Annotated in this window: 10 protein-coding genes; 7 read left to right on the forward strand and 3 right to left on the reverse strand. The window is 39.9% G+C overall.

The window, feature by feature from the left end; translation table 11 throughout:
* The first annotated feature begins 63 nt into the window (after positions 1 to 63).
* On the forward strand, positions 64 to 708 hold the full coding sequence (locus tag NW213_RS16540; protein ID WP_154044979.1) for a MarC family protein: 645 nt from the start codon (positions 64 to 66) through the stop codon (positions 706 to 708).
* 75 nt (positions 709 to 783) lie between these two features.
* Here the strand turns inward: NW213_RS16540 and nadB are convergent, their stop codons facing one another.
* On the reverse strand, positions 784 to 2,364 hold the full coding sequence (gene nadB / locus NW213_RS16545) for an L-aspartate oxidase (RefSeq protein ID WP_235339856.1): 1,581 nt from the start codon (positions 2,362 to 2,364) through the stop codon (positions 784 to 786).
* Between the two features lie 191 nt (positions 2,365 to 2,555).
* Here nadB and NW213_RS16550 point away from each other — a divergent pair, with 191 nt between their 5' ends.
* The 5 genes from NW213_RS16550 to NW213_RS16570 all read left to right on the forward strand — a co-directional run bounded on the left by NW213_RS16550 (position 2,556) and on the right by NW213_RS16570 (position 8,173).
* Positions 2,556 to 2,981: a PH domain-containing protein gene (locus NW213_RS16550; protein WP_204391507.1), complete on the forward strand. Its 426-nt coding sequence runs from the start codon at positions 2,556 to 2,558 to the stop codon at positions 2,979 to 2,981.
* A 25-nt stretch (positions 2,982 to 3,006) separates the two neighbouring features.
* The gene (gene lpdA, locus NW213_RS16555; RefSeq protein WP_258323447.1) at positions 3,007 to 4,353 is read left to right on the forward strand and encodes a dihydrolipoyl dehydrogenase; all 1,347 of its coding nucleotides are present in this window, start codon (positions 3,007 to 3,009) and stop codon (positions 4,351 to 4,353) included.
* 114 nt (positions 4,354 to 4,467) lie between these two features.
* On the forward strand, positions 4,468 to 5,877 hold the full coding sequence (gene dacB, locus NW213_RS16560; protein WP_258323448.1) for a D-alanyl-D-alanine carboxypeptidase/D-alanyl-D-alanine-endopeptidase: 1,410 nt from the start codon (positions 4,468 to 4,470) through the stop codon (positions 5,875 to 5,877).
* Positions 5,878 to 6,041: 164 nt separating this feature from the next.
* Positions 6,042 to 6,836, forward strand: a complete 795-nt coding sequence (locus NW213_RS16565; protein ID WP_258323449.1) for a gluconate 5-dehydrogenase — start codon at positions 6,042 to 6,044, stop codon at positions 6,834 to 6,836.
* Positions 6,837 to 6,946: 110 nt separating this feature from the next.
* Entirely contained in the window at positions 6,947 to 8,173 is a 1,227-nt protein-coding gene (locus tag NW213_RS16570; RefSeq protein ID WP_258323450.1) for a DUF4861 domain-containing protein, read from the forward strand.
* Positions 8,174 to 8,248: 75 nt separating this feature from the next.
* Here the strand turns inward: NW213_RS16570 and NW213_RS16575 are convergent, their stop codons facing one another.
* Positions 8,249 to 8,863, reverse strand: coding sequence for a polysaccharide deacetylase family protein (locus NW213_RS16575; RefSeq protein ID WP_154044986.1), 615 nt, complete (start codon positions 8,861 to 8,863; stop codon positions 8,249 to 8,251).
* An 81-nt stretch (positions 8,864 to 8,944) separates the two neighbouring features.
* Complete coding sequence (locus NW213_RS16580; RefSeq protein ID WP_258323451.1) at positions 8,945 to 12,265, reverse strand: DUF2723 domain-containing protein; 3,321 nt, start codon at positions 12,263 to 12,265, stop codon at positions 8,945 to 8,947.
* 436 nt (positions 12,266 to 12,701) lie between these two features.
* Between NW213_RS16580 and NW213_RS16585 the strand changes: the two genes are divergently transcribed.
* Positions 12,702 to 14,744: a hypothetical protein gene (locus NW213_RS16585; protein ID WP_375338171.1), complete on the forward strand. Its 2,043-nt coding sequence runs from the start codon at positions 12,702 to 12,704 to the stop codon at positions 14,742 to 14,744.
* The last annotated feature ends 18 nt before the right edge of the window (positions 14,745 to 14,762 follow it).

Below are 14,762 nucleotides of genomic sequence, written 5' to 3' on the forward strand. Positions count from 1 at the left end.
CACTTCCTTTATATTAAAATCTGATATATCTTTGTAATAGTTATATATAAAAACGTTTTTATTATGGATACAATTATTCCTTATGCGTTGTTGTGTTTTACATCGTTTTTTACTCTTACAAATCCTTTAGGCACCATGCCTGTGTTTCTTACCATGACTAAAGGTTTGGATGAAAGTGAAAGAAGTCATATTGTGAAGCGCGCTACAATCATTTCTTTTCTAATTCTGATCAGTTTTACTTTCTGTGGTCAGTTCCTCTTCAAATTCTTTGGTATCTCTACAAACGGTTTTAGGATTGCTGCAGGCATTATTATTTTAAAGATAGGCTATGATATGCTTCAGGCAAGATATACGAATACAAAGCTAAAAGATGAGGAAATAAAGGCATATGCAAATGATATATCCATTACTCCATTGTCAATTCCTATGCTGTGTGGTCCTGGAGCTATAGCAAATGGGATTATTTTGATGGATGATGCAGATAATTGGGTCCTTAAAGTAACATTGGTCAGTGTAATCGCTATAGTATATATATTGACATATATAATTCTGAGACTATCTACCCGTCTGGTCAAGTTTATGGGAGAAACGGGTAATAATGTTATGATGCGATTAATGGGACTTATTCTGATGGTTATTGCTGTGGAATGTTTCGTAGGTGGAGTAAAACCGATATTGCTTGAAATAATACATAATCCGTCGTTATAATGCATCAAAAAAAAGACCGGTCTTCAAACCAACGGTTGGGGTGAAGACCGGTCTTTTACTTATTATAATATGTTATTATTTGTTTTCGTCAGAATGTTTCGGATAGTCGATGGTGTAATGCAATCCTCTACTTTCTTTTCTTTCCATTGCCTGGCGAGTTATAAGATATCCTACGTTAATCATATTTCTCAATTCGCATATTTCTCGTGAGGCCTTGACACGCTTGAACAGTCTTTCTGTCTCTTCATACAGGATATCAAGTCTGTTCCATGCTCTAACCAGACGTAGGTTGCTTCTTACTATACCGACGTAAGATTCCATTATCTGATTTACCTCGTTCATACTTTGTGTAATAAGGACTCTTTCTTCGGTACTGATTGTTCCTTCGTCGTTCCATTCAGGAATATCCTCATTAAATTCATATCTGTCTATTACACTCATTGCATGCTGTGCGGCTGCATCGGCATAAACTATTGCTTCAATCAGTGAGTTTGAAGCCAGACGGTTTCCTCCGTGCAGACCTGTGCATGAACATTCGCCAATTGCATATAGACGACGTATGCTTGATTGTCCGTCCAGATCGACTTTGATACCTCCGCAAAGATAGTGGGCAGCAGGAGCAACAGGTATATAATCTTTTGTGATATCTATACCCAGGCTCAAACATTTCTTATATATGTTAGGGAAATGTTTCTTAGTTTCCTCAGGGTCTTTGTGAGTTACGTCAAGATAAACATGATCCTCACCACGCTGTTTCATTTCGCTGTCTATTGCACGTGCCACTATATCGCGTGGTGCCAGTGACAGGCGAGGATCGTATTTCTGCATGAATTCTTCTCCTGCAAGATTTCTGAGAACGCCTCCATATCCGCGCATAGCTTCAGTGATAAGGAAGCTAGGACGATCGCCCGGATGGAATAGTGCTGTAGGATGGAACTGTATGAATTCCATATCCTTTACGGCACCTTTTGCACGATATACCATTGCTATACCGTCGCCTGTGGCTACAAGTGGGTTTGTAGTGTGTCTATATACAGCCTCACATCCTCCTGTTGCCATTACAGTAACTTTAGAAAGGAAAGTATCTACTTCGCCTGTCTCTTCGTTAAGTATATAAGCTCCGAAGCATTTAATGCCCGGTGTATGACGTGTAACTATTATACCGAGATGATGTTGTGTAATGAGTTCTACAGCGTAGAAGTTTGAGAAAATTGTAATGTTCGGATGCTGTTTCACAGCTTCGATAAGGCTTGTCTGGATTTCAGCTCCTGTATTGTCCTTGTGGTGAAGAATTCTGAATTCGGAATGTCCTCCTTCCTTGTGAAGGTCGAATTCTCCTTTTTCATTTTTGTCGAAGTCAACCCCCCACTTTATTAATTCTTCTATTTGCTTAGGGGCATTTGTGATAACCTTTTCTACAGCTGCAGGATCACTTATCCAGTCTCCGGCAACCATTGTGTCGTGAATATGTTTTTCAAAGTTGTCAACTTTGAGATTTGTTACAGAAGCAATACCACCTTGTGCAAAATATGTATTGGCTTCTTCCAGTCCGGCTTTGCAAATCAATGCAACAGATCCTTTATGCGCCACTTTAAGCGCAAAACTCATTCCGGCAATACCAGAGCCGATAACGAGAAAATCGAATTTCCTAACCATAATAATTTCTATCTATATTGCAAAGCTACTAAAAAGTTATAACATAGTCCCATCATACGCTTATTTTATAAAACTTTTCATTCAAATAAATCATAAAAACAGATAAAGAAATTCTGTTTTAGTGGTTTATTAGTAAATTAATTTTTATCTTCACAGAAAATTACCGAGATTGTAGATAAATTCTTAAAGATATGGATAGGACGTTTAAGACCGAAGTGGGATGGTGGTATTGGATTTTGATTTCTATCACATCATTGCTTCTTTTCTTTTTCTTCTGGATGCATGACACATTGCTTGCCATTATTATGGCTATATTGGTGATATATGAGATAGAGATGCTTATACATACCCAATATGTCATAACAGATGATGGCCTGTTAAAAGTTGAAACAGGACGTTTCGTGAAAAAATTTACTCTGCGCATTGACCAGATAGAATCAATAAGATTAGTACGTTCGATGATATTCTGGGCTCCGGCATTGTCATTCCACAGATATGAGATAAAATATAACGGAAATAATAAAACCGTGAAGGTACAGGTCTCTCCACGAAACAAGGAAGCCTTTATCTCAAAACTTAAATCAATGAATGACAAGCTTGTGATACAGGATAAATAATAACAAACTTTATACCTTATATACTATGGATTTTCAATTAGCTATAATTGGTGGAGGACCTGCCGGTTACTCTGCTGCCGAAGCTGCCGGTAAAGCCGGTTTGAGCGTTGTATTGTTAGAGAAGAATTCTTTGGGTGGTGTCTGCTTGAATGAAGGATGTATCCCTACAAAAACACTGTTATATTCTGCAAAGGTTCTTGACGGAGCCAGAAATGCTTCAAAATATGCCGTAAAAGCTGAAGGAGTATCTTTTGATCTTTCTAAAATAGTAAGCAGGAAACAGAAAGTGGTTCGTAAACTTGTATTGGGAATAAAGAACAAGATGAACGAATCGGGTGTAACTGTGGTTTCCGGTGAAGCCTATATTCAGGACAAGAACACGATAAAATGTGGTGATGACATATATAAATGTGAGAAATTGATATTGTGTACAGGCAGTAAAACATTCATACCTCCTATCAGTGGAATAGATAAAGTCTCATATTGGACACACAGAGAAGCACTCGACTGTAAAGAACTGCCGGAAAGTCTGGTTATAATAGGCGGAGGAGTGATCGGAATGGAATTCGCTTCTTATTTCTGCAGTCTTGGAGTAAAAGTAACAGTGATAGAAATGACTTCAGAAATTCTGGGAGGTATAGACAAGGAACTGGCATCACTTCTCAGAGCCGAATATACAAAGAAAGGCATTAGTTTCATGCTTGATGCCAAGGTGACAGAAATTTGCAATGCGGATTCGGGAAAAATCATTGTGAAATATCAGACAGCGGATGGTGATGGATGCGTAGAGTCCGAAAAATTACTTGTCAGTGCAGGACGTCATGCTTGTACCGAGGGTTACGGACTGGAAAATCTCTCTCTTGAATTTACTCCACAACATAGAATTATAGTCGATACAAAGACAATGATGACTTCTGTAGATGGAGTTTATGCATGCGGTGATATTACAGGATTCTCCATGCTTGCCCATACAGCTGTAAGAGAGGCAGAGGTTGCTGTAAATCATATATGTGGAACAGACGACAACATGAGTTATAAAGCTATTCCGGGAGTGGTATATACAAATCCTGAGGTGGCATCGGTAGGAATGACTGAAGAAATGGCCAAGATAGTAGGATTTGATTATAAGGTAGTAAAACTCCCAATGGCATATGCCGGAAGGTTTGTAGCCGAAAATGAAGGAGTGAACGGTGTATGCAAGATAATAACAGACTCAAAGAACCATATAATTGGTGTGCATATTCTGGGAAATCCGGCATCGGAACTTATAGTGATAGCCGGTATGATGATAGAAGAAGGCAGAAAACTTGAAGATTTCAAGAAATATGTATTCCCACATCCTACTGTAGGTGAAATTTTCAGAGAGTTTTAATCTTTTAACTTCGTTGATTTTCAATTCTCGCTATATTTGTAAACGGTTTCTAGATACTGGTCAAACAGTATTTAAAAACCGTTTTTAACTATATAACAATAAGACGAGATAAATATGAAAAGAACTATTTTCAGAACATTTTTATTATTAACTCTGCTTTTATTCTGTGTATCATCATATTCGCAAACAATATCTCACAGAATAGATTCACTTATCAACAACTCTTCATTTCTTAATACATCCGAAGTCGGAATTCTGGTGTATGACCTCACATCGAAACAGGAATTATACAGATATCAGGCAGAAAAACTGTACAGGCCTGCATCTGTTGAAAAGGTTATAACTTCCGTAACAGCCCTTTCTGTTTTGGGTAAGGATTATCAGATAAAGACGGGTCTGTCCTATTCGGGATATATCGAGGGCGATACACTATATGGCGATATATACGTAAAAGGCGATTTTGACCCTGAATTTATGCAGGAAGATATGGAAACCATGGTAGATGCCATAGCAAATATGGGAATACATGGTGTTAAAGGACGTCTGATAGGCGATGTGTCTATGATGGACTCGGTTTATTGGGGGCCGGGATGGGCATGGGATGATACTCCCGACACTTTTCAGCCATACCTTTCACCTCTGATGCTGAATCGTGGATGCATAAATGTCAGTATATCTCCGTCAGGCGGAAGTAAAGCTAATGTTGAGATAAAACCTGAGTCCGATTTTTATTCCATTGACAATAGGACATCACCGTCAGGCAGTTATGTAAGCGCCACCCGAAACTGGATGTATAATGACAATACCATAACGGTTTCAGGAAGTTCAAGACATAAGGCAAGTACCTCAATGAATATTTTCAATACAAAGGGCTTCTTTATGCATACACTCCGTTTCCAGCTTCAGGGAAAAGGTGTGTTTATCCCACAAGACAGTGTGGCATATGAGAATACTCCGGCAGACACTAAAGGTATAATAACCGTCTATCGGGATATTGATGAGGTTTTGAAACGTGCCCTTAAAGAAAGCGACAATCTTTCTGCCGAGGCACTTTTCTTCCATGCAACCAGAGAAATAAGCAATGGTAAGAAATATCTCAGCCATAAGGATGGACAAAATGCCATATACAAGTTTATGAAATCAGATATAGGGTTCGACAGTAGGAAATTCAGAATTGTAGATGGTTGCGGAGTATCTGACTACAATTATGTATCTCCGGAACTTATCATGGGATATCTGAAATACGCATTCAGTTCCCCGTTGATATTCCATCCGTTCTACGACAGTCTTCCTATAGCAGGAATTGACGGAACACTTCAATATAGAATGGGCAAAGGAAAAACATTCAGAAATGTCAGGGCCAAGACTGGTACATTGACTGGAGTATGTTCATTGGCTGGTTATGTCACTTCACCGGCAAAACACACCATTGCCTTTGTGATTATCAATCAGAATGTTCTGAAATACGTGTCTGCAAGAAAGTTTCAGGATGAAATTTGTAATATATTGGCGTCATATAATTAATATTTTTATTAGCATGACGCTGTATTTTATGTTTAAAAAGTATGTATTTACATGATATTAAACATTTTTGCACATATTCTGTACTTTTTTGTGTGCGATAACGGGAATAATTTATTACTTTTGTGGAAATGATTTATTAAACAGTATTTATTAATTGTATTATTATGGTAAACTTTTCACTTGAAGGTAAGATTGCTCTTGTAACAGGTGCATCTTACGGTATCGGTTTCGCAATTGCTTCTGCATTCGCTAAAGCCGGTGCAAAGATCGTTTTTAACGATATCAAACAAGAATTGGTTGATAAAGGTATCGCAGCTTACAAAGAACTTGGTATCGAAGCTCACGGTTACGTATGCGACGTTACTAACGAAGAAGCTGTAAATGCTTTGGTTGCACAGATTGAAAAAGAAGTAGGCGTTATCGATATTTTGGTTAACAATGCAGGTATCATCAAGCGTATTCCTATGACTGAGATGACAGCTGCAGAATTCCGTCAGGTAATCGATGTCGACCTTAACGCTCCATTCATCGTTTCTAAGGCAGTTATCCCTAGCATGATCAAGAAAGGTCACGGAAAGATTATCAACATCTGCTCTATGATGAGTGAACTTGGTCGTGAAACTGTTTCTGCATACGCAGCAGCTAAGGGTGGTCTTAAGATGCTTACTCGCAACATCGCTTCTGAATACGGTGAATTCAACATCCAGTGTAACGGTATCGGCCCGGGTTACATCGCTACTCCTCAGACAGCTCCTCTTCGCGAACGTCAGGCAGACGGCTCACGTCACCCATTCGATGCATTTATCATAGCTAAGACTCCTGCTGCTCGTTGGGGTAACCCAGAAGACTTGGCAGGTCCAGCTGTATTCTTGGCTTCAGATGCTTCTAACTTCGTAAACGGTCACGTATTGTACGTTGACGGTGGTATCTTGGCATACATCGGAAAGCAGCCTAAATAATTAATGGTCGCCAATAGAGAATAATATTATATAGGGTCCTGCCGGAATATTATTTTTCCGGTAGGACTTTTTTTGTATTAAACCTTTAAGAATAATCTTATAAATTAAGTATGAAAAAGTTATTTGTGTCTGCTGCGGTTGTTGCGCTTATGGCTTCATGTGCACAGGAGAAAGGCGTAACGGTATCAGTGTCAAATCCATTGAAAATAGACCGTGTGGAGGAAATTGTGGAAATTCCAGCCGATGATATACTTGGAAAACTGAAACTTGACGAAACTGCCGAGTTTGTAATTATCGACGAGAATAACACCGAGATACCATATCAGCTTACAGCCGACAACAAAATTATATTCCCGGCTACTGTAAAAGCCGAAGCTACTGCGTCATATAGCATCACTAAAGGACAGCCATCACATGTAAATACTCTGGTTTATGGCCGCCAGTATCCTGAGAGACTGGATGACATTGCATGGGAAAACGATAAGGCAGCTTATCGTGCGTATGGTCCGGCATTACAAATGACAGGTGAGAAGGCATATGGATATGATGTCTTTACAAAAAGTGTTTCAGAGCCGGTTGTTGAAGACCGTTATGCAATGGAGCTTGACAAGGATGCCAGAGCTATGATAAAGAAACTTCGCGAGGAAGGAAAGAAAGCAGAAGCAGACAGCTTGGCTAATGCCATATCATATCATATTGACCACGGAAACGGAATGGACTGCTATGCGGTAGGTCCTACACTCGGTGGAGGTACAGCTGCTTTGATGCCTGATTCTGTAATATCATATCCTTATTGCTATAAGAATTTTGAAATACTTGACAATGGTCCTCTAAGATTTACAGTAAAACTGGAATTCAATCCTCTTACTATCGACGGAGATACCACTGTGGTTGAAACACGTTTGATTCAGCTTGACAAAGGTTCACACCTTAATAAGACAACTGTAAGTTATACTTCTTTGAAGAAAGACTGCCCTATAGGTGTAGGTCTGGTGTTGCATGAAGCAATTCCTGACAGATATTCAATGAATCAGGAGGGAGGTTATATTGCGTATGCCGATCCTACTACAAATGTAAATGCTGACAACGGAATAATATATGTAGGTGCGGTATTCCCTAATACGCTGGAAATGGCAAAGGTACAACTCTTCGAAAAACCGGTTTCAGGAGCTATAGGTCATGTAATGGGTATCAATACATACCAGCCAGGTGATGAATTCGAATATTATTGGGGTTCTGCATGGAGCAAATGCGGATTTGATGATGAGAAATGGAATTCCTATCTTGAGGAATATGCCAAGAAAGTAAGAAATCCATTGAATGTTACTGTAAAGTAACAAATTACTATTTATAATGAAAACAAGCCATCATTACCGGTTTATAATACCAATGTAATGATGGCTTTATTTTTTCTATTCGAATACCTTAAACTCATATCCCTGTTCCATCAGCCATTCTATAGCCTTAGGCAGGGCATATCTGATATTCTCTTCCGATTTCAATGAATCGTGGAAAGTTATTATCGAGCCGTTTCGGGCATATTTCTTTACTTTCTGCAGTATTTGTTCGCCTGTAAACTTACGGTTATAGTCGCGTGTCACAAGGTCCCACATTATAATCTTATACCTTTTTTTCAGCTCGGCATACTGTTTTGGACTCATGTATCCGTGTGGAGGGCGGAACAGGTTCGTGTTCATCATCATTCTGCATGCCTTGTCCGTGTTTTCAAGATATGAGTTGATATCATAACTTAATCCACGTATGTGGTTGAATGTGTGATTCCCTATTCTGTGTCCTCTTTCCACTACCATACGGAATTCATCAGGATGTTTACGGATATTGTCTCCCACCATGAAGAAAGTAGCCTTTATTCCATATCTGTCGAGCACATCAAGTACCCACGGAGTAACTCTCGGTATCGGTCCGTCGTCGAATGTCAGATATACAGCTTTTTTGTCTTTATCCATTCGCCAGATGGCAGATGGATAAAGACATCTTATAAGTTGTGGAGGTTGTTCTATAAACATGTATTATAAGTTTATAAGTTTTTAGTTTTTAAGTTTAATGATAACAAACTCATAAACTTAAGAACTCAAAAACTCATTTTTTCAGTTCTTTCCAACTTTTGTCTCGAGCAGAGAATAGAGCTCCTGGAATTTCTGATTGTAATGAACGGCAGTTTCACATACTTCACCAGTCTTTTCATCCTTTATTTTTTCCAGACTCTTGCATATCTCGTCAAGGCAATAAATGTTACGCAGACAGTTTTCATATGACAATGCAAAACGCGCATCATCAAGGCTCAGATACCATGCGATATACTGAACATTGTCGTTCGCTATCTGGTCAAGAATGTTTTCAGCTTTCTTATATTCCCCAAGGGTAATATAGTTGTCTGCCATTTCCTTCGAACCGCTGTAGATATAATCATGTCTTACGGTTGTACTAGGAATCACCTTTTCGCAGTAATCCAGAGCCTTTATAGCTTTGTCCTTCTTACCTTCCTTGATAAGCTGGGTACTTAGCTGTACGAACATACGGCGGTGAGTGTCGCACATACGCGAAACAGTTTCATCCAGATAAATGTCAGGACTTTCTATACCTCCGAACTTGAACTTGTTCATCAGATTATCATACATCTTTTCGCTGTCTATCGTTCTGCCCAACTTCTTGTTGTCGAAAGGAGTTATTCTGTAAGCAAGACCTTCCTGCAGGAAGTTGTTTGTCAGGTTCAGGTGATTGTCCGAACCTACAGTGATAGCCATGTATAGCGGTCTTTCCCAGTTAGTGTTGGCAAGCATTTCAAGCATCATCAGTTCACTCTTATACAATACCCTCTTACCTTTCAGTGACAAGTGCATGTAGTCAGGAATAGAGTCCGGAGTAAGCATTCCGGAACGTTTGATGGCTTCCTTGTCCAGCTTGATTACTATACTGTCTGTAGGAATCATCTGGAGTCCGTCCTTAGAGTTTCTCACCCAATGTTCCAGAATATTCTTCAGTTCGTATGGGTTGTCGCCGAACTCGGCTTTAGCCTCTTCAGGATTCTGCTTGTAGTAGTTGTTTATAGTCTGCATAGCTTCAGGGCGAACATAAACGGCCTCGTTATGTCCTGAAACGTAGTCGATACGATCCCAGTTGATAGGCACAGAAGGAGAGTCGTATGCAGGACGTTTCATCTGGTCGATATACCAGTCTGTCTGCAGATAGCTGAGGTTACATACACGTACATCTGTACGGAAACCTTCAGTCTCCTGATTATACCACAATGGGAAAGTATCATTGTCACCATTAGTGAATATGATAGGGCATCCCTCTTCCTGAACAGTCTTCAGATAATTCTGTCCGAAATCGCGGCAAGTGTAGCGTCCGCTGCGGTCGTGGTCATCCCAAGTCTGGCTAACCATCTGCAGAGGAACGAGCAGACATAACACAGCTGTTATGGAAGCAGCAGTAGTCTCGTTCATCTTTTTGCGCAGATATTCAGTGATACCTGCCACTCCAAGACCAATCCATATTGCGAAAGCATAGAATGAACCGGCATATGCATAGTCACGTTCACGAGGCTGCAACGGAGTCTGGTTCAGATAAAGTACAATGGCAAGACCTGTCATAAAGAACAGGAAGAATACAATCCAGAACTGCTGTATTCCTTTGTCTCCTCTGTATGCCTGCCAGAACAGACCTATGAGTCCCAATATCAGAGGCAGACAGTAGAACACGTTGTGTCCCTTATTGTTTTTCAAGCTGTCAGGCAGGAATGTCTGGTCGCCCACAAGCATATTGTCTATGAACGGAATACCTGTAATCCAGTTGCCATGTTCTATTTCGCCCTGACCTTGTATGTCGTTCTGTCGTCCTGCAAAGTTCCACATGAAGTATCTCCAGTACATATAGTTCACCTGATATATAAAGAAGAACTTTATGTTTTCCCATTGAGTAGGAATCTTGACCATAATCGTTTCGCCACACTGGTCGTAAGGCACCTGTTTACCCTTTATTCCGCCTACCCATGATTCGTATTGCTGTGCATGTGCTTCGCTGTACATACGTGGGAACAGCATATTCTGTGCATACTTATATTCTGTTCTGTGACGTACTATTTCGTAGCTGTCCTTTTCGTCGGGAGTTTCCTTTTCCTTACGCTGATATACAGGAGCTCCTTCTTCCACATCGTAAACACATCCGCCGTCAACCTGTTTCAATGCAGGTTTTGAAGCATAAGTTTGTCCGTAAAACAAAGGTCGTGTACCATATTGCTCGCGTCCCAGATATTCACCAAGAGTAAAGATATCTTCAGGCGAATTCTGATCCATTGGAGTATTGGCCGACGAACGTATCACGATTACAGCGTATGAAGAATATCCCACTACAATCATCATCAGGGCCAGTAGTGAAGTGTTCAGTGTACGTGCGCTTACACGGAATTTATCGCTTAGGTCGGCAAACAGATAAGCTGCCAGAATACCAAGTACGATTATACCTATTATCACGCTGCTCCATCCGTGTCCGTAGAACGGAATACCGAGAAGTCCCAATGTAAGCAGGAATGATATATTCATCAGTTTGCGGCTGCGTACTGTATAGCTTTCGTAAACACCCCATATGAGCGATGCCGCCATAATTATGATATATACGATAAGTCCTGAGTTGAAAGGCATTCCCAGGCTGTTGACAAACAACAGTTCGAACCATCCTCCAACTTTTACAATACCCGGTACGATACCGTACAGTACAGCGGCAATTATAACCATTGAACCGCAGAGAGCCAAAAGGCTTCCTTTCAGGTTAGCGTTAGGATTCTTCTTGTAGTAGTAAACCAGTACAATGGCCGGGATACACAGCAGGTTAAGTAAGTGTACACCAATCGAAAGTCCTGTAAGATAAGCAATCAGAATCAGCCATCGGTCGCTGTGAGGCTCGTCAGCGCGGTTTTCCCATTTCAATATAAGCCAGAAAACCAGGGCTGTAAACAAGCTGGAATAAGCATAAACTTCACCTTCTACCGCACTGAACCAGAATGTATCACTCCAGGTATATGCCAAAGCACCAACAAGACCAGAGCCCATTATGGTAATCAGTTTGCCGGTGGTCATATCCTCTATATTCGGACATACCAGTTTTTTTGTAAGATGTGTTATACTCCAGAAAAGGAAAAGGATACATGCCGCACTCATCAGCGCACTCATGATATTGACCATCAGCGCCACTTGCGAAGGGTCTGAAGCGAACAGACTGAATAAATTTGCCGTAAGCATGAAGAAAGGTGCGCCAGGTGGGTGTCCTACTTCCAGTTTGTAACCGGTGGTGATAAATTCCGGGCAGTCCCAGAAACTGGCTGTTGGCTCAATAGTCATGCAGTAGGTGAAAGCAGCAATTGCGAAAGCAAGCCATCCAACCATGTTGTTAATCTTGTTGTACTGTTTCATGAATTATATATTTAATTTCATTTCATTGACCGTTGGTTCTGTTATTATCGTCAAAAACAAGCGCAAAGATAATAAAGAATTGATAATGATAACAGTATGACAATCTTAAAGTTTCTTTATAATAGGGTGTTGATACGTTTTAAAAAAATGAACTGTCATTCGGTTTGAAATGACAGTTCATTTTGATTCGAATGACAGTTCGTTTTCAAATATTCTTTTTCCGGTAGTTTTATGTTGGATATTTTTGTTAACTTACGGACCTGATTTGTGATGAAAATATGTTTGCGGATTCTGCAGAATTTTATAGTGAATTCTCATTAGAATTTTTTTTAATGCTATAATGGCTGAATTTATATTTTGTGGAAGCCTGGAAGCTTACAGTAGCGAAAATAAGTATATAGAATTAACAAGGTTTTTATTACTAAGAAACGGTATTATGAATATTAGAAGATTACTTTCAGGAATTACTTTTGGTATGATAATGGGATGTGTTAATGCATTTGAGTTTACTCCTGCAAATGTATCATCATATATAGCTTTAAAGAAACCGGGGAATATGTCTGTATATTATCCTCTGAAGATGAACAAATTGACAGATCAGAAATTTGCCTATCAGTTGGTTGGTGATTCTGAGATGCCTGTGCTTGTATATCAGAATATAACGGATAGTGGAAAAACCAGGCAGGTAGTGGTTTGGATAACAGCTCTTGAAGATGTATATTTTAATTTCGGGCAACAGTTGAAATCAAATTTTAGACATGATGATTGTCTGTTTTATATGCCGGGTTTTTGGTACAGGCGTAATCTGCGTTCGCCAAAGGAAGCACCTTCGTTTCATACTTACGACAGCTGGCTGGTTCGTGATGACCGCTTGAGCACTCCTATGACGGCTGTTTATGACGAGAAACACAATAAGTTTATTTCCGTAACACGTGTGGCAGACTTTGAGTGCGATGCATTGACCACACATAATCAAGGTGAAATAATCCTTTCAGGAAAAACATCCATAGGTTATACAGGATTTGAAAATGTCAATGGAATGACTGCATTATCTTTTGGATTTCCATACAAGGAAGCGCCAAAAACATATATCCGCAAACTGACTTTGGCACCTTATGTACAGGCTTTTCAATTGCTGAAGAAAGGAGAAAGCATAGAATTGAAATGGGAGATTAATGAAAGCCGCGCAGACGACTTCTCCGATTGTGTCAGAAAAGCTTGGGAGTATAGTTATGATTTATACAGGCCTGCACCGGTAGAAACTCCTTATACGGACGAAATAATGAAGGATGTATTGAGTAATTTCTTTGTAGAAAGTTATGTGGATAATGCAACTGTAAAATATTTCTCCGGCGTAGAATTGCGTACAGACGATTGCGGAAAGAATGATGTTGCTGAGGTAGGTTTCGTGGGACGTACACTGTTGAATGCATTCAATGCTCTGGAGTATGGTGAGGAGAAAGAACGTACTGAATTGGTTGATATGGCTAACAGTATTTTCGATTCATATTTGCAAAAGGGTTTCTCTAAAAACGGCTTTTTTAATGAGGTGGTACATTTTAAACGTAACTCTGTAGAAAAAAATCATAGCATCCGTCGTCAGTCGGAAGGTATGTATGCTGTTTTGTATTATTTGGATTATGAGAAGAAGAACGGACGTAATCATCCGGAATGGGAGATGCATCTGCGGAAAATGCTTGATAACTTTTTATTGTTACAGAATAAGGATGGAAGTTTTCCACGCAAATTTAAGGATGATTTGTCTATTGTAGATAAGTCGGGAGGAAGTACGCCTTCTGCAACTCTTCCTCTGGTTATGGCTTATAGATATTTTAGAGACAGGCGTTATCTGGAAGCGGCAAAACGCTCTGTGGCATATCTGGACAAGGAATTGATATCTAAGTCTGATTATTTCTCATCTACACTCGATGCTAACTGCGAGGATAAAGAGTCTTCGCTATACGCCTCTACTGCTGCTTATTATCTGGCATTGGTCACAAGAGGTCATGAACGTGAATATTATGCTGAACTTTCCAGAAAAGCTGCATATTTTGCATTGTCATGGTATTATACTTGGGATGTTCCGTTTGCCAAAGGTCAGATGCTGGGCGATGTAGGTTTGAAAACACGCGGTTGGGGCAATGTGTCTGTCGAGAATAACCATATAGATGTGTTTGTGTTCGATTTTGTTGATGTACTCCGCTGGTTGTCAAAAGAGTTTGATGAAAAGCGGTTTGCAGAGTTTTCGGAGGTTATAACTTCATCTATGCGTCAGCTTTTGCCGCATGAGGGACACATGTGCGGCATTGCAAAAACAGGATTTTATCCTGAGGTGGTACAGCATACAAATTGGGACTATGGTAAAAACGGAAAAGGATATTATAATGATATTTTCGCTCCCGGATGGGTTGTAGCATCATTATGGGAGATGTTGTCGCCAGGTAGGGCTGAAGGCTTTATAAATGCCAGATATAGATAGTATATTTTTTGACGATCA

The sequence above is a fragment of the Bacteroides sp. ET336 genome, assembly GCF_024733815.1.
GTDB lineage: Bacteria > Bacteroidota > Bacteroidia > Bacteroidales > Bacteroidaceae > Phocaeicola > Phocaeicola cellulolyticus.

Bases quoted from the DNA above. Each gene is read 5' to 3' on its own strand.
- NW213_RS16540 (WP_154044979.1), top strand. From the start codon at position 64: ATGGATACAATTATTCCTTATGCGTTGTTGTGTTTTACATCGTTTTTT.
- nadB (WP_235339856.1), bottom strand. From the start codon at position 2,364: ATGGTTAGGAAATTCGATTTTCTCGTTATCGGCTCTGGTATTGCCGGA.
- NW213_RS16550 (WP_204391507.1), top strand. From the start codon at position 2,556: ATGGATAGGACGTTTAAGACCGAAGTGGGATGGTGGTATTGGATTTTG.
- lpdA (WP_258323447.1), top strand. From the start codon at position 3,007: ATGGATTTTCAATTAGCTATAATTGGTGGAGGACCTGCCGGTTACTCT.
- dacB (WP_258323448.1), top strand. From the start codon at position 4,468: ATGAAAAGAACTATTTTCAGAACATTTTTATTATTAACTCTGCTTTTA.
- NW213_RS16565 (WP_258323449.1), top strand. From the start codon at position 6,042: ATGGTAAACTTTTCACTTGAAGGTAAGATTGCTCTTGTAACAGGTGCA.
- NW213_RS16570 (WP_258323450.1), top strand. From the start codon at position 6,947: ATGAAAAAGTTATTTGTGTCTGCTGCGGTTGTTGCGCTTATGGCTTCA.
- NW213_RS16575 (WP_154044986.1), bottom strand. From the start codon at position 8,863: ATGTTTATAGAACAACCTCCACAACTTATAAGATGTCTTTATCCATCT.
- NW213_RS16580 (WP_258323451.1), bottom strand. From the start codon at position 12,265: ATGAAACAGTACAACAAGATTAACAACATGGTTGGATGGCTTGCTTTC.
- NW213_RS16585 (WP_375338171.1), top strand. From the start codon at position 12,702: ATGAATATTAGAAGATTACTTTCAGGAATTACTTTTGGTATGATAATG.